At 72.6% G+C, this 24319-nt stretch carries 17 protein-coding genes and 1 pseudogene; 8 read left to right on the top strand and 10 right to left on the bottom strand.

The window, feature by feature from the left end; all coding sequences use genetic code 11:
* Together A4U64_RS19905 and A4U64_RS19900 are read left to right on the top strand one after the other, a co-directional pair.
* Complete coding sequence (locus A4U64_RS19905; RefSeq protein ID WP_006931879.1) at nt 1-849, top strand: carbon-nitrogen hydrolase family protein; 849 nt, start codon at nt 1-3, stop codon at nt 847-849.
* Nucleotides 846-1979, top strand: coding sequence for an MSMEG_0565 family glycosyltransferase (locus A4U64_RS19900; RefSeq protein ID WP_065923012.1), 1134 nt, complete (start codon nt 846-848; stop codon nt 1977-1979). Before A4U64_RS19905 ends, A4U64_RS19900 begins: the two co-directional genes overlap by 4 nt.
* Here A4U64_RS19900 and A4U64_RS19895 read toward each other — a convergent pair.
* Both A4U64_RS19895 and A4U64_RS19890 read right to left on the bottom strand, forming a co-directional pair.
* Nucleotides 1958-2665, bottom strand: coding sequence for a response regulator (locus A4U64_RS19895; RefSeq protein WP_029541286.1), 708 nt, complete (start codon nt 2663-2665; stop codon nt 1958-1960). The genes A4U64_RS19900 and A4U64_RS19895 overlap by 22 nt on opposite strands.
* Nucleotides 2666-2667: 2 nt before the next feature.
* Nucleotides 2668-4293 (bottom strand): sensor histidine kinase, encoded by a 1626-nt coding sequence (locus A4U64_RS19890; protein ID WP_065923011.1) that lies wholly within the window; start codon nt 4291-4293, stop codon nt 2668-2670.
* 67 nt (nt 4294-4360) lie between these two features.
* On the opposite strand from A4U64_RS19890, the gene A4U64_RS19885 reads away from it, so the two are divergent.
* The 4 genes from A4U64_RS19885 to A4U64_RS19870 are packed head-to-tail and all read left to right on the top strand — an operon-like array spanning nt 4361 to nt 7812.
* Nucleotides 4361-5350: a Bug family tripartite tricarboxylate transporter substrate binding protein gene (locus A4U64_RS19885; RefSeq protein ID WP_006931886.1), complete on the top strand. Its 990-nt coding sequence runs from the start codon at nt 4361-4363 to the stop codon at nt 5348-5350.
* Nucleotides 5347-5871, top strand: coding sequence for a tripartite tricarboxylate transporter TctB family protein (locus tag A4U64_RS19880; protein ID WP_006931888.1), 525 nt, complete (start codon nt 5347-5349; stop codon nt 5869-5871). Before A4U64_RS19885 ends, A4U64_RS19880 begins: the two co-directional genes overlap by 4 nt.
* Nucleotide 5872: 1 nt before the next feature.
* On the top strand, nt 5873-7423 hold the full coding sequence (locus A4U64_RS19875; RefSeq protein WP_006931890.1) for a tripartite tricarboxylate transporter permease: 1551 nt from the start codon (nt 5873-5875) through the stop codon (nt 7421-7423).
* Nucleotides 7420-7812 (top strand): universal stress protein, encoded by a 393-nt coding sequence (locus tag A4U64_RS19870; protein ID WP_029541295.1) that lies wholly within the window; start codon nt 7420-7422, stop codon nt 7810-7812. The genes A4U64_RS19875 and A4U64_RS19870 overlap by 4 nt, the downstream gene beginning before the upstream one ends.
* Before the next feature lie 23 nt (nt 7813-7835).
* Here the strand turns inward: A4U64_RS19870 and A4U64_RS19865 are convergent, their stop codons facing one another.
* The 4 genes and pseudogenes from A4U64_RS19865 to A4U64_RS19850 form a co-directional block, all read right to left on the bottom strand.
* Nucleotides 7836-8525: an alpha-ketoglutarate-dependent dioxygenase AlkB family protein gene (locus tag A4U64_RS19865; RefSeq protein ID WP_065923010.1), complete on the bottom strand. Its 690-nt coding sequence runs from the start codon at nt 8523-8525 to the stop codon at nt 7836-7838.
* Nucleotides 8501-8761: an Ada metal-binding domain-containing protein gene (locus A4U64_RS28585; protein ID WP_050034615.1), complete on the bottom strand. Its 261-nt coding sequence runs from the start codon at nt 8759-8761 to the stop codon at nt 8501-8503. The genes A4U64_RS19865 and A4U64_RS28585 overlap by 25 nt, the downstream gene beginning before the upstream one ends.
* Nucleotides 8758-9487: pseudogene (locus A4U64_RS19855) on the bottom strand (2OG-Fe(II) oxygenase). Before A4U64_RS19855 ends, A4U64_RS28585 begins: the two are co-directional and overlap by 4 nt.
* 158 nt (nt 9488-9645) lie before the next feature.
* Nucleotides 9646-10083, bottom strand: a complete 438-nt coding sequence (locus tag A4U64_RS19850; RefSeq protein ID WP_006931898.1) for a MarR family winged helix-turn-helix transcriptional regulator — start codon at nt 10081-10083, stop codon at nt 9646-9648.
* A 76-nt stretch (nt 10084-10159) separates the two neighbouring features.
* Between A4U64_RS19850 and A4U64_RS19845 the strand changes: the two genes are divergently transcribed.
* Nucleotides 10160-11995 (top strand): ABC transporter ATP-binding protein, encoded by a 1836-nt coding sequence (locus tag A4U64_RS19845; RefSeq protein ID WP_180987026.1) that lies wholly within the window; start codon nt 10160-10162, stop codon nt 11993-11995.
* A 17-nt stretch (nt 11996-12012) separates the two neighbouring features.
* On the opposite strand, the gene A4U64_RS19840 is transcribed toward A4U64_RS19845, so the two are convergent.
* Genes A4U64_RS19840 through A4U64_RS19825 form a run of 4 tightly spaced genes read right to left on the bottom strand, consistent with a single transcriptional unit; the run spans nt 12013 to nt 16310 of the window.
* Nucleotides 12013-12666 (bottom strand): isochorismatase family protein, encoded by a 654-nt coding sequence (locus A4U64_RS19840; RefSeq protein WP_006931903.1) that lies wholly within the window; start codon nt 12664-12666, stop codon nt 12013-12015.
* A gap of 37 nt (nt 12667-12703) precedes the next feature.
* Nucleotides 12704-14353, bottom strand: coding sequence for a (2,3-dihydroxybenzoyl)adenylate synthase (locus A4U64_RS19835; RefSeq protein WP_006931905.1), 1650 nt, complete (start codon nt 14351-14353; stop codon nt 12704-12706).
* Between the two features lie 20 nt (nt 14354-14373).
* Nucleotides 14374-15144, bottom strand: coding sequence for a 2,3-dihydro-2,3-dihydroxybenzoate dehydrogenase (locus A4U64_RS19830; RefSeq protein WP_006931907.1), 771 nt, complete (start codon nt 15142-15144; stop codon nt 14374-14376).
* Nucleotides 15141-16310 carry an isochorismate synthase gene (locus A4U64_RS19825; RefSeq protein ID WP_029541313.1) on the bottom strand — a complete coding sequence of 390 codons (1170 nt, stop codon included), beginning with the start codon at nt 16308-16310 and terminating at the stop codon, nt 15141-15143. Before A4U64_RS19825 ends, A4U64_RS19830 begins: the two co-directional genes overlap by 4 nt.
* Nucleotides 16311-16485: 175 nt before the next feature.
* On the opposite strand from A4U64_RS19825, the gene A4U64_RS19820 reads away from it, so the two are divergent.
* A complete protein-coding gene (locus A4U64_RS19820) occupies nt 16486-24228 on the top strand; it encodes a non-ribosomal peptide synthetase (protein WP_065923009.1) in 7743 nt (2580 codons plus the stop codon).
* Nucleotides 24229-24319 lie beyond the last annotated feature (91 nt).

Below are 24319 nucleotides of genomic sequence, written 5' to 3'. Positions count from 1 at the left end.
ATGACGCGCATCGCCGCCCTGGCCGGTCACTTCGGACGCGACGTGCCGCGGGCCCTGCTCAAACTGGAGACCCTGATCGAGTCCGCGCGACGGGACCGCATCGAGCTGCTGGTGCTGCCCGACGCGTGCCTCGGCGGGTACATCTCGGACCTGCGCCGGCCCGACCCGGACGACCTGCCGCCCGCACTGTGGCGGGACGGACCCGAACTCGACGCGCTCGCCCGGATGGCGGGCGAGATGACCGTGTGCGTCGGCTACACCGAACGGGACGGGGATCTGCGGTACAACGCCGCCGCCTGCGTCACCGGCGACGGGATTCTCGGCACCCACCGCAAGGTGCACCAGCCGGCCGGGGAATTCCTCGCCTACGCGCCGGGCGACCGGTTCGAGGCCTTCGACACCCCGGTGGGCCGCATGGGGATGCTGATCGACTACGACAAGACGTTCCCCGAGTCCGCCCGCACGCTGGCGCTGGACGGCGCACGGATCGTCGCCGCGCTGTCGGCGTGGCCCGCGAGCGTCACCGACCGGGCGGCCCGGCTGCCGCAGGACCGGCAGTCCCGGCTGTTCGACCTGTACGACGCGGCCCGCGCCGCCGAGAACCAGGTCGTGCTCGTCTCGTCCAATCAGACCGGGATGCAGGGCGGCATGCGCTTCCTCGGGCAGGCGAAGATCGTCGGCCCGGGTGGCGAGGTGCTCGCCCGCACGGGCACCAAGGGCGGGCTCGCCGTCGTCGACATCGACGTCGAGGTCGAGGTGGAACGGGCCCGCCGGGTGCTGCACCACCTGGCCGAGCGGCGCGTGGACACCTATCGGGGACTGCTCGACGAGAAGGGGGACATCGGGTGAGGATCGCTCTGCTCACGTACTCCACCAAGCCGCGCGGCGGTGTCGTCCACACCCTCAATCTTGCCGAGGCCCTGGCCCGGACGGGCCACGACGTCGCCGTGTGGACGCTCGGGCGCGGCGGCGACGACGGGTTCTTCCGCGCCGTCGACCCGGCCGTGCGGGTGCGCGTCGTCCCGTTCGCCGGGGTGGAGGGGGAGGGGGTCGGGGAGCGCATCATGCGTTCGATCGCCGCGCTCGGCGCGGCGTTCACCCCCGGCAGGTACGACGTGGTGCACGCGCAGGACTGCATCAGCGCCAACGCCGTCGGAAACCGGTGCATCCGCACGATCCACCACCTCGACCGGTTCACCACGCCGCAGCTCGCCGCCTGTCACGAACGGGCCGTCGCCGAACCGTATGCGCGGATCTGCGTCTCGCGTGCGGTCGCCGAGGAGGTCCGCGCGGGCTGGGGTTTCACGCCCACGGTCATCGCCAACGGCGTCGACGCGCACCGCTTCTCGCGCGCCGAGCACGACAGGGCGGCGCGGGCCCGGTGGCGGGCGCAGCTGGGGGAGTACGTGCTGGCCGTCGGTGGCATCGAGCCCCGCAAGGGCAGCATCGATCTGGTGGAGGCGTTCGCCCTGCTGCGCCGTGAGCGGCCCGGGATGCGGCTGGTGTTCGCCGGCGGCGAGACGTTGTTCGACTACCGGCCGTACCGAGCCGAATTCGACCGTCGCTGCACGGAACTGGACGTGGATCCGACGATCCTGGGGACGGTGGCCGAGGACGCGCTGCCGGCGTTGGTCGCGCAGGCGTCGGTGTTCGCGTTCCTGTCCACGAAGGAGGGCTTCGGGCTCGCCGCGATGGAGGCCCTGGCCGCCGGAGTGCCCGTGGTGGCGCGGGATCTGCCGGTGCTGCGCGAGGTGTTCGGCGACACCGTCCGGTTCGCGTCGACGCACCGGGGGATGGCCGGCGCCCTCACCGAGCCGCCCGACGCCGCGCGGACACACCGGGGGCGGGCGCTCGCCGCGGCCCACACCTGGGACGACGCGGCGGCCGCGCACCTCGCGTTCTACCGCTCCGTCGTGCACCTGCAACCCGCGGAACACTCACGGGATGCGGCCCGGGGTCAGTGCCCGGCGGGCCGGTAGCGGCGGACCGGCCGGCCGGTGCCGCCGTATTCGAGACGCAGTTCGAGCAGGCCTGCGTCCAGGTAGTGCTCGAGGTAGCGGCGCACGCTCACCCGCGACAACCCGGCCAGCTCCGCGCACTCGGTGGCGGACAGTTCGCCGCGGGCGCGGACCGTGTCGAGGATCAGCCGGCCGGTTTCGGCGCTCAGTCCCTTCGGCAGCCGTACGGGTTCGGCGGCCTTGCCGCCGGCACCGAACAGGGAGTCGATGAACGTCTGGTCGGCGCTCGTCTGGGTCGCGAGCTCGTGCGCTCGGCGCCGGAAGTGCTCGAGCTTCTCCCGGAGCTGCGCGTACTCGAACGGCTTGACCAGGTAGTCGGTCGCTCCGCCGTGCAGGGCGCGACCGACGGTATCGATCTCCCGGGCGGCGGTGATCATGATGACGGCGACGGCGTCGCCCTCGGCGCGCAGCCGCTGAAGGACGTCGAGTCCCGACATGTCGGGCAGGTAGACGTCGAGCAGGAGGAGGTCGGGTGCGGTGGTCCGCGCGGCGTCGAGCGCCTCCGCGCCGCTGTGTGCCACCGCAACCGTGGTGAATCCCTTTGTCCGGTCCACGAATCGACGGTGGATCTCCGCGACCATGAAGTCGTCGTCCACGACGACGACCTTGTGCGTCGCCGCCTCGTCCGATCCTGGACGGTCGTGCATGGTCAGCCATCCTTACTGCGCGGGATGTGGACGGTGAACAAGGCGCCGCCGGTGACCGGGGCATCGGAGACGGTAGCCGATCCGCCGTGCTGGGCGCTGACCAGTCGCACCAGCGCCAGTCCGACCCCGCGTCCCCCGGGCGTGTCGGGTTTGGACGTGACGCCCCGGGCGAAGATCTCCTCCCGCAGGGAATCGGGCACGCCGGGACCCGAATCGGCGACCTCGACCGTGATGCCGTCGGAGTCGGTGATGCGGACGGAGATCCGCGCGTCCCGCCCGCCCTGCGACACGTCGACGGCGTTGTCGACGAGATTGCCGAGGACGGTGATGACGTCGGTGGCGAGTTCGGGGTCGAGGGCCCGCAGGCGCGAATCGGGCTCGAGGACCAGGGTCACTCCGGTCTCCGCGGCGAGCGATGTCTTCGCGATGAGCAGGGCGGCCACGGCGGGGTCGGAAATACGCTGCGTCACAGCGTCACTGATTTCCGCTCGGCGCCTGGTGAGAGTTCCGACGAAGTCGGTGACGGCGTCGTAGTCGCCGAGTTGGGTGAGCCCCGAGATGGTGTGGAGCTGATTGGCGAATTCGTGGGTCTGGGCCCGGAGGGTGTCGGTGACACTCTTGTGCGACGACAGCTGGCTCTGCAGCGACGCCAGCTCGGTGCTGTCGCGCATCGTGGTGACGGTGCCGATCCGCTGTCCCCGGCTCGTCGCGGTCCGGCGACTGAGCGCCAGCACCCGGGACGCCGTCGACAGCACGACGTCGCCGCTGTCGTCCCCGCTGAGCAGGTACTGACGGACCGCGGGTTCGAGGTCGACGTCGTCGACGCGGCGGCCGACGGCGTCCGCGGTGAGGTCGAGCAGCTCCTGTGCGCTGTCGTTGAGAACGGTGATGACGCCCTCGGTGTTCACCGCCACCACGCCCTCGCGGATGTTGTGCAGCAGCGCCTCGCGGTGGTCGGCGAGGTTGGCGATCTCGGCGATCTCGAGCCCCCGGGTGTGGGTCTTGATCCGTCGCGACAACAGCCACGAGCCGAGGAGCCCGAGCCCGGCGCCGATGCCGAGATACAGCAGCAACCGGGCTCCGGCGCTGCTGAGGAGGTCCCACAGGGACGGGTAGTCGTCGCTCACCGCCACGATCGCGAGCACGGACCCGGCCGGCGACAGGATCGGGACGTGTCCCGCGATGGCCCGACGGCCGTCGACGACCACGTCACCGGACCAGGCCCGGCCGCTTGCCACGTCGCTGGCCCCGAGTTCCGCAGCCGCGCCGAGCCGGGTCGGGTCCGACGACACGAGGACCGTGCCGTCGGCGGTCACGATCTCGGCGAGCGTCGCCCCGGACAGGTTCACGGCGCGGTCCACTTCGGGCGCGAGAACCGTGCCGGCGGACGGTGCGGACAGCAGTTCCCGCACCACGGGCGTCGAGGCCACGTTCTCGGCGACCGCGATCATCCGCTGACCCTGCAGGTCGCGGAATCCGACGGTCGACTGGTGCACCGACACCGCGGCGACCGCCAGCAGCACCACCGCCACGACGGCGAGCTGAAGGAGCAGAACCTGCCCGGCGAGGCTGCGGATACGGAGGGGACGTGGTGACCACAATGAACTCAAGTTCCGTTTCGTACTCAAGAGTGACGTGACTCACTGACGGGTTCAGTATTGCCGAAGGTCACATTTTTCGGCGAAAGAAGGAACGATGTCCAGGACAGCCGGCGGAGGCCGCGTACGTGCGGTCCTACTGCTCGTGCTCGCGGGGATTCTCGTTGCCGGATGCGGCGTCACCCGCGGCGAGGACGAGGGTCTGCACCGGGTGCGGATGATGGTTCCCAACAGCCCCGGCGGAGGCTACGACCTCACCGCCCGGACGGCGGTGAAGATCATGGAGGACGACGGCATCACCGGCCGCGTGGAGGTCTTCAACGTCATCGGCGCAGGCGGAACGGTGGCGATGGCCCGGCTCATGAACGAGGCGGGCAACGACGACCTCATGATGATGATGGGCCTCGGGGTGGTCGGCGCCGGCTACACGAACGGCTCGACGGCCCGGGTGTCCGACGCTACGGCCCTGGCCAGGATGGTCGAGGAGCAGGAGGGCATTCTCGTCCCCGCGGACTCGCCGTTGCGCACCGTCGACGACTTCGTCGCCGCGTGGCGCGCCGACCCGTCGGCGATCACGATCGGCGGTGGATCGTCACCCGGAGGTCCCGACCACCTGTTCCCGATGGAGACGGCACGTGCGGTGGGAGTGGATCCGAAGGCAGTGAACTTCGTGTCCTACGACGGCGGCGGTGATCTGCTGACCGCGCTGCTCGGCGAGAAGATCACCGCGGGCACGTCGGGGCTCGGCGAGTACGTCGACCAGATCGAGGCGGGCCAGGTCCGGGTCCTCGCGGTGTCGGGCAACGAGCGCGTTCCCGGCATCGACGCACCGACGCTCCGTGAGGCGGGCATCGATCTGACCTTCACCAACTGGCGCGGAATCCTTGCGCCGCCCGGAATTTCGGACGAGGCCAAGGCGGCAATGGTGGAGGCGCTCGCGAAGTTGCACGACACCCCGGCATGGAAGGAGGCTCTGGTGAAGAACGGGTGGAGCGACGCGTTCGCGACCGGACCGGAGTTCGAGCGGTTCCTCGAAGAGCAGGACGAGCGGGTTTCGTCCACGCTGTCCGAGCTGGGGCTGGCATGAGTACGCGGGCAGCGGCCGATGCGACGCCGGCCCGCCGGATGAAGGATCCGGCCCAGTTCGTCGTCTGCGGTGTGCTCGTGGCGGTGGGAGTCTTCCTGATCGTCGACGCGCTCACTCTGACAGCGGGTTTCGTCAAGGTCGACCCGGTGGGGCCTCGGCTGTTCCCGATGGTCGTCGGCACCGGACTCGTCGTCTGCGCGGTGGCGCTCGCAGCGGCGATCCTGTGGGGATCGACCGGCGAGGAGGACGGCGGAGAGGACGTGGACCTGTCGTCGCCCGGGGACTGGCGCACGGTCGGGCTGCTGGTCGCGTTGTTCGTCGCGACGATCGCCCTCGTCGGCCCGCTGGGGTGGGCGATCACCGGAACCCTGTTGTTCGCCGGCGCCGCGACGGTCCTGGGAAACAGGCACTACGTGCGCAGTCTCGTGATCGGGGCGGTCCTCGGGTTCGGCAGCTTCTACGCATTCTACGTCGGGCTCGGAATACCGCTGCCCGCAGGCATTCTGGACGGAATTCTGTGACATGGACACATTGACCTGGCTGCTGCAGGGGTTCGAGCAGGCGGCGACCCCGATGAACCTGCTCTACGCGTGTCTCGGTGTCCTGCTGGGGACCGCGGTCGGAGTACTGCCGGGCATCGGGCCCGCGATGACGGTGGCGCTGCTGCTGCCCGTCACCTACAACGTGAGCCCGAGCGCCGCGTTCATCATGTTCGCCGGCATCTACTACGGCGGAATGTACGGCGGGTCGACGACCTCGATCCTGCTCAACACCCCGGGGGAGTCGTCCTCCGTGATCACCGCGATCGAGGGCAACCGGATGGCGAGAGCCGGGCGCGCGGCGCAGGCCCTCGCCACCGCCGCCATCGGCTCGTTCGTCGCCGGATCGATCGGCACGATGCTGCTGGTGCTCTTCGCTCCCGCGGTGTCGCGCTTCGCCGTGACTCTCGGTGCGCCGTCGTATCTGGCGATCATGCTGCTCGCGCTGGTCGCCGTCACCGCCGTCCTCGGCAGTTCCAAGCTCCGGGGCTGCATCTCGCTGTTCCTGGGCCTCGCGATCGGACTGGTCGGAATCGACTTCCTCACCGGGCAGCCCCGCGCCACCTTCGGCATTCCGCAGCTGTCCGACGGCATCGACATCGTCGTCGTCGCGGTCGCGGTGTTCGCGGTCGGTGAGGCGCTGTGGGTGGCCGCGCACCTGCGCCGCCGCCCCGCCGAGGTCATCCCGGTCGGCCGTCCGTGGATGGGCCGCAGCGACTGGAAGCGGTCGTGGAAGCCGTGGTTGCGCGGCACCGCATACGGATTCCCGTTCGGCGCGCTGCCGGCGGGTGGTGCCGAGCTGCCGACCTTCCTCTCGTACATCACCGAGAAGAAGCTGTCGAAGCACAAGGACGAGTTCGGCAAGGGCGCCATCGAAGGCGTCGCGGGACCGGAGGCGGCGAACAACGCCTCCGCGGCGGGCACCCTCGTGCCGATGCTGTCGCTGGGTCTGCCGACCAATGCGACCGCCGCGGTGATGCTGACCGCCTTCGTGTCGTACGGAATCCAGCCCGGGCCGACGCTGTTCGAGAAGGAACCGCTGCTGATCTGGACGCTGATCGCGAGCCTGTTCATCGGCAACTTCCTCCTGCTCGTCCTCAACCTTCCCCTTGCCCCGCTGTGGGCCAAGCTGCTCCGCACGCCCCGGCCGTATCTGTATGCCGGCATCCTGTTCTTCGCCGCGCTCGGCGCGTTCGCCGTCAACCTGCAGTGGCTCGACCTCGCCCTGCTGCTGACGTTCGGCCTGCTCGGGCTCATGATGCGCCGGTTCGGTCTTCCGGTCCTGCCGTTGATCATCGGGGTGATCCTCGGGCCGCGCATCGAACGCCAACTCCGCCAGAGCTTGCAGCTCGGGGGCGGCGACTGGGGCAGCCTCGTCACCGAACCCGTCGCCATCGTCGTCTACATCGTCATCGCACTGCTGCTCGTCGCGCCGCTCGCCGCCCGGTTCGTCCACTCGCGCCGGCCTGCCGTGATTCCGGCCGGCACCCCCGGTGACGACTCCAGCGAGACCCGAGAGAAGGCCCACGCATGATCGTCGTCGGATTCACCCCGGACCGGTACGGCGGAGCCGCCGTCGACCACGGCATCGCCGAGGCCCGGTTGCGCGGCACCTCACTTCTCGTGATCAACACCTCCAGGGGCGATGCCCTCGCCGACCGGTCGTTCGCCGCCCGGGCACAGCTCGAGGCGCTGGAGGAGAAGTTGTCCGGAAGCGGCGTCGAGCACGAGATCAGGCAGACGGTCGGCGACGAGACCGTCGACGTGATCCTGGACGCCATGGAGCCCGACGAGGCGCAACTGCTGGTGATCGGGGTCCGCGACCGCACACCCGTCGGCAAGTTGCTTCTCGGCAGTACCGCCCAGCGGCTGCTGCTGTCCTGCCGCAAACCGGTGCTGGCGGTCAAGCCCGAGGAGGGGTGAGGCTCCTCGCCGCTCCGGGTAGCTCACCCGCCGAGCCCGGTGACCCGCATCGTGAGGTTGAGCCGGCCCCGCGTCATCCCCGACGCGGGGTCGGCCGTGCCGGGAAAGACTTTGGGCACACCGTGATACGCGAGTCGCGACGGACCGCCGAACACGAACAGGTCGCCGGATTCGAGCCGGACGTCGCGGTGGGGCCGGCCGCGGCTCTCGGTGTTGCCGAACCGGAAGGTGCACGCGTCGCCGATGCTGAGCGACACGATGGGGGCGTCGCTGCGTTCGTCCTTGTCCTGATGCATGCCCATGCGGGCGTCGCCGTCGTAGAAGTTGATCAGCGCGGTGTCGGGGGTGTAATCGTCGCCGGCGTGCGGGTCGTCGTACGCGGCGACGAGGGCACGCCGCCCGAGGTCGCCCAGCCGGTCCGGGAAAGGGGCGACGGGAGCGTCGTTCACGTCCACCGCGGTGCGGGTGTAACGGTACGGCGACCAGTGCCACCCGAGGCAGACGGTCTGCACCGACATCCGGCCCCCGCCAGGCAGGGCGGTGTGACGGATCGGCACGGGCCCGCGCGCCCAGTCCCGGCAGGCGGCGACGAGGCGGCGTTGCTCGTCGACGTCGAGCCAGCCGGGCACGTGCACGGCGCCCGGGGCGATCTCGACGCGGGCGCGCGGCACGGGGAACAGGGCGTCGCTCACGGGTGCCGCCTCGTCTGCCATTCCCGGTAGCGCCCCGGAAGGCACACCGCGCACGGGCGGTATCCGGCTGCGACGGCATCGGATTCGTCGGCGAAGAAGACCCGGTCCCGGACGTACCCGCCGCGGGCGATCGCCCGCAGCGCCGCGCGGCAGTCGAGGCGACCGTAGATCCGGCCGCGCCGGTGCCCACCGACGGATCCGGGGGTCGGGCTGCGGTAGGGACGCCCGTCCGCGCCGAGCAGCGTGTAGCCGGTCATCGGGCGTCGTGCAGGACGAGGCCGAGGGTGTGGCGGACGCCGGCGCGGACGGTGCTGACCCCCGTGCCGGACGGGGGAGCGGGTCCAGCCGCGCGCGGAGGGGGTGGGCCGGTCGCGGGTGGTGAAGATCAGTCCGTGACCCTGCTGCAGCACGGTGGCGGTGCCGCGGGACTGCGCGCGGGCGCGTTGCTCGACGAGGAGGAACTCGCCGCCGAGGTGGTCGTGGCCGGGCCGGTCGAGGCCGATCACCACCTGCAGCGGGAACACCAGGTCGCCGTATAGGTCGCGGTGCAGGGCGTTCCAGTCGCCGGTCGTGTAGCGCAGCAGGATGGGCGTCGGCCTGGCCTGTCCGGCGGCGTGGCAGGCGTCGAGCCAGTCGCCGAAGTCGTCGGGCCAGGGCGCCGGGTCGCCGAGCCGCTGCGCCCAGCCCCGTGCGACGGGCAGCAGCCGGTGGTAGAACGCCGCGCGCAACCGGGTGATGCCCTCGGGTACGGGGTCGCCGAAGTAGCGGTAGGTGCCCTTGCCGAAGCGGTGCCGTTCCATGTCGATCGTGCTGCGGAAGCGGCGGTCGTCGTCCCACATCGCGGCGACGCGCGCGCACTCGTCCGCGGTGAGCAGCGGCCCGGTCTGCGCGCACCCCGTCGCGTCGAGTTCGGCGACGAGCGCCGGCCAGTCCTGAGCATCGACCCGCGCGGTGAGCGAGTCGGTCCGGTTCCCGGTGGTCATGGTTCCTCCTCCGCCCGGGCTGTCCCACCCGGCCCACCGGGTAGACGTCCGTCGGGCGGGGAACGTGAGATCCGAGCGGGAGGTTGTCGCGCCGAGGGGGCGGTTGTCGGGCACGCCACTCGCACGTTGCCACAACAACCTCCCCTTCGTCGCGGGAGTCACCCGTCGGCGAGCTTGGTGAGGAGGCGGGCCAGTTCGGTGCGTTCGGGGCCGTCGAGGTGGGCGAAGAACTCGGTGGCCTCGGCGTCGCGGGCCGCGTCGAGTTCGGCGGCGATGCGACGGCCCTCGTCGGTGAGGTGGACGCACACGGCGCGACGGTCGGCGGGGTCGGCGACGCGACGGGTCAGGCCCCGGGCCTCGAGCCGGTCGATCACCTCGGTGGCCGATCGCGGCGCGATGCGCAGCGCCTTGGCGACGTCGCCGAGGCGCAGCGGCTGAGCGGAGTGGCCGACGACGTGCAGCGCGCGGTGCTCGTGCGGGGACAGTTCCCACGGGACGAGGGTGGCGTGCCAGCGGCGTCGCAGCGTGCGGGTGGCCGTCATCAGCAGGTCGCGCAGCGCCGGGTCGGTGGGGGCGTCGGACATGATGCGGATCATACCTCACTTGACGGCTGCCTCTTAGTGAGGCAACCTCAACAAGTACGTTTCGTGCCTCACGAAGGAGGTGATGGGCATGATGCAGCCTCCGCCCGGCGGCGGGCCGGGACCGATGCGGCACGCCAAGCCCGACCCGCGCGACCGCGCCCAGCTCGAGGAATCCCCCGTGAGCGTGCGCCGCATCGGCGCGCTCTTCGCGCCCTACCGCTGGCAGGTCGCGCTCGTCGTCGCGCTCATCGTGGTGTCGTCGGTGATCACGCTCGCCAACCCGTTCCTCGTCCGCACCCTCATCGACCACGCGATTCCCGACCAGGACGTGCCGTTGCTGCTCGGCGCCGTCGGCGCGATGCTCGCCGTCACCGTCGTCGCCTCGATCCTCGGGGTGGTGCAGACGTGGATCTCCACCACGGTGGGCCAGCACGTCATGCACGACCTGCGCACCCGCGTGTTCGACCACCTGCAACGGCAGTCCCTCGGCTTCTTCACCCGCACCCGCGGCGGGGAGATCCAGTCACGCCTGACCAACGACATCGGCGGCATGCAGAACGTCGTCACCTCCACCGCCACCTCGATCGCCGCCAACGTCACCACCGTCGTCGGCACGGCCGTCGCGATGGCGGTGCTCAGCTGGCGGCTGTCGCTGCTGTCCCTGCTGGTGCTGCCGCCGGCGATCTGGCTCACCCGCAAAGTCGCCCTGATGCGCCGCGAGATCACCGCCGTGCGCCAGCGTCGCCTCGCCGACATGCAGACCCAGATCGAGGAGAGTCTCTCGCTCAGCGGCGTCCTGCTCGGTAAGACCCTCGGCACCGGCCCGGCCATGTCGACACGCTTCGCCCGCACCTCCACCGAACTGGCCGACCTCGAGGTCCGTTCCCAGCTGTCCGGTCGCTGGCGCATGGCCACGATGAACATCGTCTTCGCCGCCATCCCCGCCCTGCTCTACCTCGTCGCCGGCCTGCCCGCGACGTCGGGCGGGATGACCATCGGCACCCTCGTCGCCTTCACCGGCCTGCAGGCCACCCTGTTCCGGCCGCTGATGAGCCTGCTCGACGTGGGCGTGTCGGTCACCGGTTCGCTGGCGCTGTTCAGCCGCATCTTCGAATACCTCGACCTGACCGTCGAGATCGGCGAACCCGCGAACCCGGTGCGGCTCGACCTCGACCGGATCGCCGGCGCCGTGCGGTTCGACGACGTCCGCTTCCGCTACGACGGCGCCGACCGGGACGCGCTGGCCGGCATCACCCTCGACGTGCCCGCCGGCTCACACGTCGCTCTCGTCGGCGAAACAGGTTCGGGAAAGACGACTCTCGGGTCGCTCGTCGCGCGGCTGTACGACCCCACGTCGGGGCGGGTGACGATCGACGGCGTCGACGTGCGCGACCTTCCGCTCGCCGACATCGCGAGCCTGGTCGGGGTCGTCTCCCAGGAGACGTACCTGCTGCACGCCACGGTCCGGGAGAACCTGCGCCACGCCAAGCCCGACGCGACGGACGCCGAGATCGAGCAGGCCGCCCGCGCCGCGCACATCCACGAGCTCCTGTCCTCGTTGCCGGACGGCTACGACACCGTCGTCGGGGCGCGCGGACACCGCTTCTCCGGCGGCGAGAAGCAGCGCCTCGCCATCGCCCGCACCCTGCTGCGCGACCCGCGCATCCTGGTGCTCGACGAGGCGACGAGCGCGCTCGACAACGAGACCGAACGCGCGGTGCAGCAGGCCCTGGACGCGGCCCGCCGCGGCCGCACGACCCTCACCGTCGCGCACCGCCTCTCGACGATCCGCGACGCCGACACGATCGTCGTCCTCGACCGCGGCCGCATCGTGGAGCAGGGCAGCCACGACGAACTGCTCGCCCGCGGCGGCAGATACGCCGCGCTCGCGGCCCGCACGGAACCGCAGGAAGTCGGCGTGTAAGCGGCGCTCCCCGCGGATCAGCCGGACACCGAGAGGACGCCGGTGCGCAGGCGCCGCACCGCGTCCGCCGCCGGCACCACGGCGGCGCACCGCGCCGCGAGGTAGTGCAGCGCCTCGGTGTGCTCGCGCCGGGAGAAGTCCGCGACGCCGTCCGCGACGACGAAGACCTGCACGTCCTGCATGAATCCGTCCAGCGCGGTGCTCAGGCACCCGATGTGGGCGTAGACGCCGGTGACGACGAGCTGGTCCCGGCCCCACGCGCGCATCCGCTCCCGCAGGTCGGTGCGGATGAACGCGCTGTAGCGCCACTTGGTGAGCTGCACGTCGTCCTCGCGCGGCGCGAGGTCGGCGACGACGGACGTCAGGGCCGGATCGTCGGCCAGGCCGGGACCCCAGAAATCGGTGAGCAGCGCCCGCTCGGCCGGATCCTGGTCGCCGGGCTGGGCGGTGTAGACGACGGGAATGCCCGCCTCGTACGCCGACCGCCGGATCGCGTCGATGTTCGGGACCACCGTCGCCAGCGGATCCGCCGCGCGGTCGAAGGCCCGCACGAAGTACTCCTGCATGTCGTGCACGAGCAGTACCGCCCGCCGCGGGTCGATGGTCCAGTCGACGGTGTTGGCGGGCAGGTCGGTCGGCAGGGGATAGGACACGGACTTCGGCAGGGCCATCGCAGGATTCGCTTTCTGTGGTCGAGCGGAGTCGGGATCAGTGCTGCAGGGTGGCGGCGAGCGCGCGACGCAGTCCGGCGCGGCTGGTCTTGCCCACACCGGTGCGGGGGAAGGTGTCGACGAAGACCACCTTGTCGGGGATCTTGTACGCGGCCAGGCCCCGCTCGCGCAGGAAGGTCCTCAGCGCCGGGGCCTTCGGGGCCTCGCCGTCGGCGACGACGAACACACACGTGCGCTCCCCGAGGTAGGCGTCGGGCACGGCCACCACCGCGGCGTCCAGGACCCCGGGGTGGGCGAGCAGGTGGTTCTCCACCTCCTCGGCGGCGATCTTCTCGCCGCCCCGGTTGATCTGGTCCTTCGCGCGGCCCTCGACGACGACGTAGCCGTCCTCGGTCAGCCGCACGAGATCTCCGGTGCGGTAGAACCCGTCGGCGGTGAACGCCGACGCGTTGTGCCCGGGCGCGTCGTAGTAGCCGCGGATCGTGTAGGGACCGCGGGTGAGCAGGTGGCCCGTCGCGCCCGGGGCGACGGGACGGTCGGCGTCGTCGACCACCCGGATCTCGTCGTGCGGGCTGATGGGCCGGCCCTGGGTGCCGACGATGGTGGCCTCGGGGTCGTCGAGCCGGGTGTAGTTGACCAGGCCCTCGGCCATCCCGAACACCTGCTGCAGGGTGCAGCCGAGTTCGGGCGTCACGCGCGCGGCCGCCTCGGCGCCGAACTTCGCGCCCCCCACCTGCAGGACCTGCAGCGACGACAGGTCCCGGTCGATACGGGGCCGCGCCGACAGCCACGCCAGTGCGAGCGGGGGCACGAGCGACGCCATGGTGACCCGCTCGCGCTCGATCAGCGCGAAGGCGGTGTCGGGGCTCGGGTCCGGCGCCAGCACGATCGTGCCGCCGGCGTGCAGGACCCCGAGGATCCCGGGTGAGCTCATCGGGAAGTTGTGCGCCGCCGGCAGTACCACCAGCATCCGGGTGCCGGCGTCGACGCCGCAGATGCGGGCCGACTCGCGCACCGAGTACAGGTAGTCGGTGTGGGTGCGCGGGATCAGCTTCGGGGTTCCGGTGGTGCCGCCCGAGAGCTGCAGGAAGGCGACGGATTCCGCTTCGACATCGGCGAATTCGCCCGGCTCGTGCTCGCGCAGCGCGTCGAGCGGGGTGAACTCCTGGGCGTCGCCGGCGACGACCACGACCGGCGGACGGTCGAGGTTCGTGCACACCTGCCGGGCCAGGCCGCGGTAGTCGAATCCGCCGTGCTCGCCGGCGATCACGTACGCGGCGGCGTCGGTGAACCGGCAGAAGTACCCGATCTCGGCGCTGCGGTGCGCGGGCAGCGCGAACACCGGCAGCGCACCGAGCCGGAACACCGCGAAGACCACCTCGGTGTACTCGACGATGTTGGGCAGCTGCACCAGCACCCGGTCGCCCGGCCGGACGCCCGCGGCCGCGAGCCCGGTGGCGATCCGGTCCGCGGCGCCGGTGAGTTCGCGGTAGGTGAGGCGGCGTTCGGTGCCGCGGGCGTCACGGCCGACCACGGCGACGCGCTCGCCGTGGCGGTCGGCCCGCACGGACAGGAACCGGACGAACGTCTCGTCCGTCCAGTAGCCCGCGGCGCGGTAGAGTTCCGCGAACTCCTGGGGGTAGCCGGCGGTGGCAGCCAGGGGAGTCCGGGTGGCGGCGATCGTCACGGAGTTCCTTTCGATCCGGTTCAGGCGCGCAGCGTGGCGCCGCCGTCGACGTACAGGGTCTGCATGGTGATGTGGCGGGCACGGTCGGAGAGCAGGAACTCGACGGCGTCGGCGATGTCGGCAGGGTCGGCGATGCGGCCCAATGGAATCCCCACCTTGAACGAGGCGGCGTCGCCGTCGATCGCGGTGCGGGCGCCCGCGTCGTCGGCCGGATCCGGCCACAGGGACCGTTGCATCGCCGTGTCCGTGGAGCCCGGGGCGACGACGTTGGCGCGGACCCCGAACCGGGCCAGCTCGAGGCCGAGCACACGAACGATCATGTGGGCGGCGGACTTCGACGCGCCGTATGCGCCCATTCCGGCGCGGGGCACACCCGCCGAATTGGAGCCGACCGTGACGATCGCCCCGCGGCGACGCTCGCGCATCCCGCGACCGACGACGCGCAGCACGTTGATCAGGCCGGTGACGTTGACGTCGAACATCCGCTGCCACTCGGCGGGATCGGAGTCGAGCACCGACCCGGTGGTGAAGACGCCCGCGACGTGGGCCAGCGCGTCGACCGGCCCGTGCTCGGCCTCCACTCGTGCGACCGCCTCGGCGACGCCGGCCGCGTTGCACACGTCGAGACCGTGCACGGGGGCGGCCACGTCGAGCAGCGCGGCGGTCTCGGCGAGGCCGTCGACATCGCGGTCGGCGAGGACGACGCGGTGCCCGGCCTTCGCGAGGGTCAGGGCGGTGGCGCGGCCGATGCCCTGGGCGGCGCCGACGACGAGGGTGACGGACCGGCTCACCGCCGCACCCCCAGCGCCTCGAGCACCGTGCCGAACTTCGTTGTGGTCTCCGCGAGTTCGTCGAGCGGATCCGACCCGGCGACGATGCCGCCGCCCGCGTGGGTCGTGAGCGTGGTGCCGTCGGCGTCGAGGACGGCGCAGCGGATCGTCACCATCCATTCGCCGTCGCCGTCCCGGTCGGCCCAGCCGACGGCGCCGGCGTAGAAACCGCGGTCACCCTCCAGTTCCTGGATCAGCGCCCGGGCGGGGGCGGTCGGCGTGCCGCAGATTGCGGGGGTCGGATGCACGGCGAGGGCGAGGTCGAGGGCGGTGACCGACCGGTCCCGCAACCGGCCCGAGATCGGGGTGCCCAGGTGCCAGAGCTGCCGGGTGGTCGTCAGGGTCGGCGAACCGGGGATGTCGAGGTCGGTGCACAGCGGTTCGAGGCTCGCGCGCAGGGCGTCGACGACGTGGGCGTGCTCGGCGAGGTTCTTCTCCGACGCGGCGAGGCGCCGGCCGGTGCGCCGGTCGACCTCGGGGTCCGGGTGCCGGGGCGCCGAACCGGCGAGCGGATGACACGTGACGAGGTCGCCGCGGCGCCGGACGAGCACCTCGGGACTGGCCCCGACGAGGTGCCGGCCGGTCCACGGTCCCCCGGCGGCGGTGAGGTCGACGACGAATCCGTTGCCGGAGGGGTCGTTTCCGGCCAGGCGGGCGAGCAGCGACGCCGGGTCGACGGGTGCGTCCGCCCGCAGGAGCAGCGCGCGGGCCAGCACCACCTTCGCCAGGTCGTCGGCCGGGTCGCGCAGTTGCCGCAGCGCCGTGGCCACCCGGTCGAGGTGTTCGTCCTCGGTGGGCAGCGTCGCGGCGATCCGCACCGGCGGCAGCGCGACGGTGACGTCCCCGACGGGGTCCGGCTGGTGCCGCAGCGCGACGGGCGCGGTGAGGGCGGCGTGGTGGTCGGGTGCGAACGGCAGCGCGCCGACGACGGCGGCCACCGAGCCGGCGCGCAGCGCCGCCGCGGCCTCGCCGGCCGAGTCGAACCGGGCGTCGACGCCCTCCGCCACGACGGTGCCGTGCGGACGCGACAGCACGAACGGGGCGGCGGACCCGATCTGCCGCGGGGCGGCGGTGCCGATCTGCCGCGGGGCGGCGGTGCCGTGCGCGGCGACGGCCGGTGCTTGCATGTGCGCAGACCTCTCGTAGTGGTGACAGGGACGGTCGCGGTGCCGTGCACCCGACCCAGCAGAACATATACGGTTAGCCTAACCTTTGGTATCGTCACGTTTCGCGCCGGACCGGCTTCACCTCTCGTGATGCGATACGGCACAGTCGAATTCGACCGTAGAAAGGGGATCGATCGTGCCCACGTCCGGCCCGTCGACCTCGGCATTTCCGCTGACGCGGGCCCAGTCCGGCGTATGGTTCGCCCAGCAGCTCGACCCCGCGAACCCCGTCTTCAACACCGCGGAATGCGTCGAACTCCGCGGCGACGTCGACGTCGCCGCGGTGACGCGGGCGGTCCGGGAGGCCGTCGCCGAAGCCGAGGTGCTCACCGCGGCCTTCGCCGTGGAGGCCGACGGATCGGTCCTCATCCGTCCCGGCGCGCACGAGGCGCCGGAGCCCGCCGTCGTCGATCTGCGCCGCGAGCCCGAGCCGGAGGCGGCCGCCCGGCGCTGGATGGCCGGCGACCACACGCGCGTGCTGGATCCCGCCCGCGAGCCGTGCCTGCGCGTCGCCGTGCTCCGCCTCGGCGACCGGCACGCCGTCCTCTACCTGTGCATCCACCACCTGGTGATCGATGCCTACGGCTTCGGCCTGCTCACCCGGCGCATCGCCGAGCGCTACACCGCCGACGTGCTCGGGCTGCCGGTCCCACCGGCCAGGTTCGCCCCACTCGCCCCCGTCGTCGCCGAGGAAGCCGCCTACCGTGCGTCCGCGGACTTCGCCGCCGACCGGGACTTCTGGGCCGGCTACCTCGACGGCGCCGAGGACGCCGTGACCCTCGCCGACGGTCCCGGCGGCATCGCCGTCCGCTGCCGCGGCGTGCGCCTGACCCTGACCGCCGAACAGCAGCAAGGGCTCTCGCGGATCGGCAAGGCCACCGGCGCGAGCTGGGGCGACGTCGTCACCGCCGCCGTCGCCGCGTTCCTGCGCGCCGCGACGGGACGCGGCGACGTGATCGTGGGATTCCCGGTGATGAACCGGCTCGGCAGCGCCGCGACGACCGTGCCGATGTCCGCGGTCAACGTCGTGCCGCTGCGCCTGCGTCCCGAACCCGCCCGCACCCTCGCCGATCTCGTCGCCGAGGTGCGTGCCGCCGTGGCGGACTGCCGCCCGCACCACCGCTACCGCGGGGAGGACATCCAGAACGACCTGCGCCTGCCCGCGGGCTCCCGGGGCGTCGTGGGGCCGTCCGTCAACGTCAAACCGTTCGGCGACCGGCTGCGCTTCGCGGACCTGCACGCCGCGGTGCACTCCGTGGCCCGGGGCCCGCTGCAGGACTTCATGGTGACCGTGCGGCCGCTCGACCACACCGGCGGCCTCGAAGTCTGGGTGGACGCGGATGCCGACGCCTACACCGCCGACGACCTCGCGCGGCACGCACGCCGTCTCGAACTGCTCCTCACCCAGGTCGTCGCGCTCGCCGATCCGCACCGGCCGCTGGCCCGGCTGCAGATCCTCGGCGCCGGCGAGCGCCGCCGCCTCCTCGTCGAGCGCAGCGGCGACGACCTGCCGGTGCCGACGGACCTCACGCTGCCGGACCTGCTGGCCGCGCAGGTGGCCCGTGACCCGGACGCACCCGCGGTGCGCGATGCCGCCACCGCCCTGACCTTCGGTGAACTGGCCGCGCGCTCGCGCCGCCTCGCCCGTCACCTCCTGAGCCTCGGGCTCGGCCCACAGCGGCGCGTCGCCGTCGCGCTGCCGCGCCGCGCCGACACGCTGGTTGCGCTGTTCGCCGTCCTCGAGGCCGGCGCCACGTGCGTTCCGCTGGACCCCGACCATCCCGCCGAGCGGCTCGCCCACGTGCTCGCCGAGACCGCACCCGGTGTCGTGCTCACCGGCGGCGACGGCGCCGCACGTATCGCCGAGATCTCCTGCACCGCAGGCCTACCCGATCCGGTGAACCTCGACGGGCTGGACCTGTCCGGCTACGACCCCGAGCCGCTGACCCGCGCGGAACGCGGCCGCCCGCTGCACGAGCTCGACGTCGCCTACGTCATCCACACCTCCGGTTCGACCGGCCGGCCCAAGGGCGTGGAGGTCCCGCACCGCGGCGCCGTCAACCTGTTCCACAGCCACCGCGAGCGCGTCTTCTCCCGTGCCCGCGCCGAGGCCGGCCGCGACCGCCTGCGGGTCGGGCACGCCTGGTCGTTCGCGTTCGACGCCTCGTGGGGCCCGCACCTGTGGCTGCTCGACGGACACGAGCTGCGCATCGTCGACGAGGCCACCCAGCGGGACCCGCACCGGCTCGCCGAACTCGCCGGCAGCGAGGGCTGGCACTTCGTCGAACTGTCGCCCGCGCAACTCGAGCAGATCGTCGAGGCCGACCTGCTGCCCGCCGGTACCGTGCCGACGCTCGGCTTCGGCGGCGACGCCGTCACCGACGCCCTGTGGCGGCGTCTGCGTGAGCGCGACGGCGCCGCGTTCAACTTCTACGGCCCCACGGAGGGCACCGTCGACGTCCTCGTCGCCGAGGTGGGGGACGCGGCGGAACCCGTGATCGGCCGGCCGGTGGCGAACCTGCGCGCCTACGTGCTCGACGCCGCGCTGAACCCGGTCCCGGAGGGCGTGGACGGAGAACTGTACGTCGCCGGCCCCGGCGTGGTGCGAGGCTACCTCGGCGCGCCCGGCGCGACCGCGGCGCGGTTCGTGGCGAACCCGTTCGGCGACAGCGAAAGCCGCATGTACCGCACCGGCGACGTGGTGCGGTGGACCGCGGACGGCCACCTCGTCTACCGCGGCCGCCGGGACGACCAGGTCAAGATCCGTGGCTTCCGCGTCGAACTCGGCGAGGTCGAGGCGGCGCTGCAGGAGCTGCCCGGCGTCGCGCGGGCCGTCGCCGTGGCGCGTCCCGACGCGACCGGCACCGCGCGGCTCGTCGCCTACCTGGTGGGCGGCGACGGTGACCCCGCGACGGCCCGCGAGCTCGTGGCGCGGCGGCTGCCGGCGCACATGGTGCCGTCGGCGTTCGTGTTCCTCGACGCGCTGTCGCTCACCTCCAACGGGAAGGTGGACCGCACGTCGCTGCCGGAACCGGACTTCGGGGCCCTCGTCGGCGGCCGCGCGGCCGCCACCGAACGCGAACGCGTGCTGTGCGCGGTGTTCGCGGACGTCCTGGGCCTCGACACCGTCGGCGTCGACGACGACTTCTTCCTCCTCGGCGGTCACTCCCTCGCGGCGGCCAAGCTGATCGCGAAGGTCCGCGACGCGCTCGGCGTGGAACTGCCGATCCGCACCGTCTTCGACCACCCGACCGTCGAGGGGCTCGCCGCGCAGTGCCCCGACGGTGCCGCGGCCCTGCGGATCCCGCTGCGTCCGGTCGAACGCGGCGACCGTGCACCGCTGTCGGCGGGGCAGCAGCGGCTGTGGTTCCAGTTCCGGCTCGAGGGCCCGAGCCCGACCTACAACGTCCCGCTGACGCTGCGCCTGCGCGGCGTCCCCGATCCGGCGGCGCTGCACGAAGCGGTGCGCGCGGTGCTGGACCGGCACGAGGTCCTGCGCACCGTGCTCGAGGACCACGACGGCGTCGGCATGCAGCGCGTGCTCGCCGCACCCGGCGTGCCGTTCACCGCCCGCACCGTCGAGGGGGCCGACCTGGACGCGGCGGTGGCGGCCGCGGCGCGGCACGTGTTCGACCTCGAACGCGAGATCCCGATCAAGGTGATGCTTTTCGAGGGCGGATCCGCGGAGGCCGTGCTGCTGGTGCTCGTGCACCACGTCGCCGCCGACGAGTTGTCCGCCCCGATCCTGCTGCGCGAGCTCGGCGCGGCCTACGCCGCCGCGGCCGCCGGGAGTTCCTGGACGCCGGCGCCGCTGCCGGTGCAGTACGCCGACTTCGCGGTGTGGCACCGCGAGATCCTCGGCGACGGCGACGGACTCGCCGCCCGCCAGCTCGACTACTGGCGCGCCCGGCTCGACGGGATGCCGGAGGAACTCGACCTGCCCACCGACCGGCCCCGCGGCGCGACGGCCACGTTCGCGGGCGGCACGGTCGAACGGCTGGTACCGCCGCACGTGGCCGATGCGCTGCGGGCCGTCGCGCGCGGTGCGGGCGCCACGATGTTCATGCTCGTGCACACCGCGGTCGCCGTCGCACTCGCGCGCAGCGGCGCGGGGGAGGACATCCCGATCGGCTCGCCCACCGCAGGCCGCCCCGCCGCCGAACTGGACGACCTCGTCGGGTTCTTCGTCAACATGGTGGTTCTGCGGACGGACCTGTCCGGCGATCCCGCGCTCGCCGAACTGCTCGCCCGGATCCGCAGCACCGACCTCGACGCCTACGCGAACCAGGACCTGCCGTTCGACCGGCTGGTCGAGGCCCTGAACCCCTCCCGCAGCGCCGGCCGGCACCCGCTGTTCCAGGTGCTCGTGCAGCACCGCACCCCGCCGGTCGTCGACGCCTTCGCCGGCCTGGAACCGCGGGTGTCCACCGTCGACACCGGCGCCGCCCTGTTCGACCTGACCTTCGACGTGGTCGAGGACGCGGGCGTCGGCCTGCGAGTGCGGGTGGAGTACGCGCGGGACCTGTTCGACGCGGCCACCGCCGATGCGCTCTCCGCCCGCGTGGTGCGCGCCTTCGCGGCGCTCGCGAGGGATCCGCGGACCCGGCTGTCCGCGCTCGACCTGCTCGCCGACGACGAGCGCGACCGTCTCTGCTCCGGCAGCCCGTACGTATGTATGGACGACGTCGAAGACGTCGGCGTGGATACCCTGGGTGAGCTGTTCACCCGCCAGGGGCGGCGCACCCCGACCGCGACCGCGCTGGTCACTGCCACCGGGACGCTCACCTTCGGGGAACTGCACGCCCGTACCAGTCGGCTCGCGCGGCACCTGATCCGCCGCGGCGTGGGACCCGAGACGGTGGTCGGGCTGATGCTGCCGCGCGGCACCGACGCGATCGTCGCGGCCCTCGCGGTGTGGCAGGCCGGCGGCGCCTACGTCCCGATCGATCCCGGGTACCCGGCCGAGCGCATCGAACACATGCTCGCCGACTCGAGGCCCGTCCTCGTCCTCGACGAGGCCGCGCTCGCCGCGGTGGACCCCACGCTCCCGGACACCCCGCTCGAGCCGGGCGAGCATCTCGGCGCAGTCTCCGGCGACGGGGCCGCCTACGTCGTCTACACCTCCGGCTCGACCGGGCTCCCCAAGGGCGTCGTGGTGCCGCACCGCGGCGTCGTGAACCTGGTCGCGACCCAGCGGCGCCGGACCGTCGGCCGCGCGGAGGACCGGCCGCTGAGGGTGCTGCTGACCTACGCGCTGTCGTTCGACTCCTCGATCGACCCGCTGCTGTCCATGCTCGCCGGGCACACCCTGTACCTGCCGGACGCCGACCTGCTCGCCGACGCCGCCGCCACCGTCGCCTACGTGCGCACCCACCGCATCGACGCCGTCGACTGCGTACCGCTGCTCATGACCGAACTGCTCGCCGCCGGCCTGTGCGAGCCCGCGGCGCCGCACCGTCCCAGCCTGCTCGCCGTCGGCGGCGAGGCCGTGTCCGCGGACCTGTGGTCGGCGCTCGGCGCGTTCGACGGGGTACGGGCGCTGAACATGTACGGCCCCACCGAATGCACGGTCGACGCCACGGTCGCCGAGATCCGCGGGGCGCGCCCGCACATCGGGGCGCCGATCGACGGCGCCCGGGTGTACGTGCTCGACGACCGTCTGCGCCTCGTCGCGGCGGGCGTGGCCGGAGAGCTGTACGTCGGCGGGCCCGGCGTAACCCGCGGCTACCTGAACCGCCCCGGGCCGAGTGCGGCCCGCTACGTGGCCGATCCGTTCGGCGCTGCGGGCGCCCGGCTCTACCGCACCGGAGATCGGGTGCGGTGGATCGACGCGGGCGGCGACCGTCCGGTGCTCGAGTACCTCGGCCGCAGCGACGATCAGGTCAAGATCCGCGGGTTCCGCATCGAGCTCGGCGAGATCGAGGCCGCGTTGTCGGCGCACCCGGCGGTCGCGGGCTGCGTGGTCGTGGCCCGGGAGGACGAGCCGGGCCGCCGCCGGCTCGTCGGCTACGTCACCGGCGCCGGAGCAGATCCGGAAGTGGTGCGGCAGCACGTGTCCCGTAGTCTGCCCGAGCACATGGTGCCGGCCGCGATCGTGGTGCTCGACGAGTTCCCGGTCACCCCCAACGGTAAGGTCGACCGGCGGGCGCTGCCCGCCCCGGTCTTCGCGCCCGCCGGGGCGTCCCGGGCCCCGGCGAACGACCTCGAGCGGCGCCTGTGCGCGGTGGTGGCGGAGGTGCTGCGCCTGGACACGATCGGACCCGACGACGACTTCTTCTCCCTCGGCGGTGATTCCATCGTCTCGATCCAGCTCGTGTCGAGAGCCCGGGCGGCGGGACTGCGCTTCGCCGCCCGCGACGTCTTCGAGCACCGCACCCCGGCGGGCCTGGCCCGCATCGTGCAGGTCGACACGGCACCGGACGAGACGGAACGCACCGCCGCCCTGGGTCTCGTCCCGGCGACCCCGATCGTGCACGACCTCCTCGACCGCGGCGGCCCCTACCGGGGATTCGCCCAGTCCCGCCTCCTGCACGCGCCCGTCGGGGTCGACCTCGGCACCCTGGTCGCGGCGGTGGGCCGGGTGCTCGCGGTGCACGACGCCTTGCGTGCCGTGTTCGATCCGGCGGCAAGGACATTCGACGTCCGTGCCGCGGACACCGTCGATCCGGCCACGCTCGTCACGCGGGTGGACGTCCGGGGACTCGACGAGCGGTCCCGCTCGACGGTGCTGTCCGAGGAGACCGACGTCGCCTGTGCCGCCCTGGATCCCGAGACCGGTGACATGATGCGGGTGGTCTTCTTCGACGCCGGCCCAGGGCGTCCGGGCCGGATCCTGGTGGTGGTGCATCATCTGGTGATCGACGGGGTCTCGTGGCGGATCCTGGTCCCGGACCTGGCCGTCGCGTGCGAGGGCACCGAACCGGCCGGCGGGGGAACGCCGCTGCGGACCTGGGCGCGGGGGCTGCTCGACCAGGTTCCGGCGCGGCGCGGCGAACTGGGGTTGTGGCGCCGCGCCCTCGAACCGGCCGGATGCGTGCGGATCGCGGGGCGGCGGGTGGATCCCGCGCGCGACACGATGGCGACGGTCTCGCGGGTGCAGGTGCAGGTCCCGGCGTCGGTGACCGAGGCGCTGCTGACGACGGTGCCGGAGCGCTTCCGCGCCGGCGTCGACGACGTGCTGCTCACCGCGCTGGCGCTGACGGTGGGCCGGGTGTGCGGCGGTGGGGCGGTCCCGGTGGACCGGGAGGGGCACGGACGCGAGGAGCAGGTGGTGCCCGGCGCCGACCTGTCCCGCACCGTCGGCTGGTTCACCAGCCTGTATCCGGTCCGCCTCGACGTCTCCGGGGTGGATCTCGCCGAGGCGTTCGCCGGCGGCGACTGCGCCGGGGTGGCGCTCAAGCTCGTCAAGGAGCAGTTGCGGGAGATCCCGGACAACGGAATCGGGTTCGGCATGCTCCGCCATCTCGATCCCGAGTCCGGGACCGAACTCGGGGCCGCACCGGCACCGGAGATCGGGTTCAACTATCTCGGCCGGCTGACCCTCGGCGAGGGGGACGGCGGACCGTGGACGGCCGCTCCGGAGGCCGGCGTGCTCGGCGGCACCACCGACGAGGCGATGCCGGTGAGCCACGCGATCGAGGTCGGCGCCGTCACCGAGGAGACGCCGGCCGGACCGGTGCTCCGCGCGACGTGGGGTTACGCCACCGGGGTCGTGCCGGCGTCCGTCGTCGCCGAGTTGGCGCACGGCTGGGTCGCGGCGCTGTGTGCGCTCGCCGACCACGCCGCGCGCGACGACGCCGGTGGCTTCACTCCCTCCGATCTGACGCTGAGCGACCTCGACCAGTCCGAAATCGACGATTTCGCACTGGAATTCGGGTGAGTGCCTCGGCGCTGGGCCCGGAGGTGCGCCGCATCATCGATGCGGACCGTCGACAGCGGAGTAACGACGTGTTCTTCGATCGGGACGGACA

The sequence above is a fragment of the Rhodococcus sp. WB1 genome (genome assembly GCF_001700945.1).
Taxonomy (GTDB): domain Bacteria; phylum Actinomycetota; class Actinomycetes; order Mycobacteriales; family Mycobacteriaceae; genus Rhodococcus; species Rhodococcus aetherivorans.
The sequence above is the reverse complement of the archived record's forward strand: the minus strand, read 5'-3'. Positions and strand labels throughout refer to the sequence as shown.

Excerpts from the sequence above, each read along its gene's own strand:
- A4U64_RS19885 (WP_006931886.1), top strand. The coding sequence starts at position 4,361 with ATGTCCAGGACAGCCGGCGGAGGCCGCGTACGTGCGGTCCTACTGCTC.
- A4U64_RS19840 (WP_006931903.1), bottom strand. The coding sequence starts at position 12,666 with ATGGCCCTGCCGAAGTCCGTGTCCTATCCCCTGCCGACCGACCTGCCC.
- A4U64_RS19825 (WP_029541313.1), bottom strand. The coding sequence starts at position 16,310 with ATGCAAGCACCGGCCGTCGCCGCGCACGGCACCGCCGCCCCGCGGCAG.
- A4U64_RS28585 (WP_050034615.1), bottom strand. The coding sequence starts at position 8,761 with ATGACCGGCTACACGCTGCTCGGCGCGGACGGGCGTCCCTACCGCAGC.
- A4U64_RS19850 (WP_006931898.1), bottom strand. The coding sequence starts at position 10,083 with ATGATCCGCATCATGTCCGACGCCCCCACCGACCCGGCGCTGCGCGAC.
- A4U64_RS19845 (WP_180987026.1), top strand. The coding sequence starts at position 10,160 with ATGATGCAGCCTCCGCCCGGCGGCGGGCCGGGACCGATGCGGCACGCC.
- A4U64_RS19905 (WP_006931879.1), top strand. The coding sequence starts at position 1 with ATGACGCGCATCGCCGCCCTGGCCGGTCACTTCGGACGCGACGTGCCG.
- A4U64_RS19870 (WP_029541295.1), top strand. The coding sequence starts at position 7,420 with ATGATCGTCGTCGGATTCACCCCGGACCGGTACGGCGGAGCCGCCGTC.
- A4U64_RS19880 (WP_006931888.1), top strand. The coding sequence starts at position 5,347 with ATGAGTACGCGGGCAGCGGCCGATGCGACGCCGGCCCGCCGGATGAAG.
- A4U64_RS19865 (WP_065923010.1), bottom strand. The coding sequence starts at position 8,525 with ATGGCAGACGAGGCGGCACCCGTGAGCGACGCCCTGTTCCCCGTGCCG.
- A4U64_RS19875 (WP_006931890.1), top strand. The coding sequence starts at position 5,873 with ATGGACACATTGACCTGGCTGCTGCAGGGGTTCGAGCAGGCGGCGACC.
- A4U64_RS19895 (WP_029541286.1), bottom strand. The coding sequence starts at position 2,665 with ATGCACGACCGTCCAGGATCGGACGAGGCGGCGACGCACAAGGTCGTC.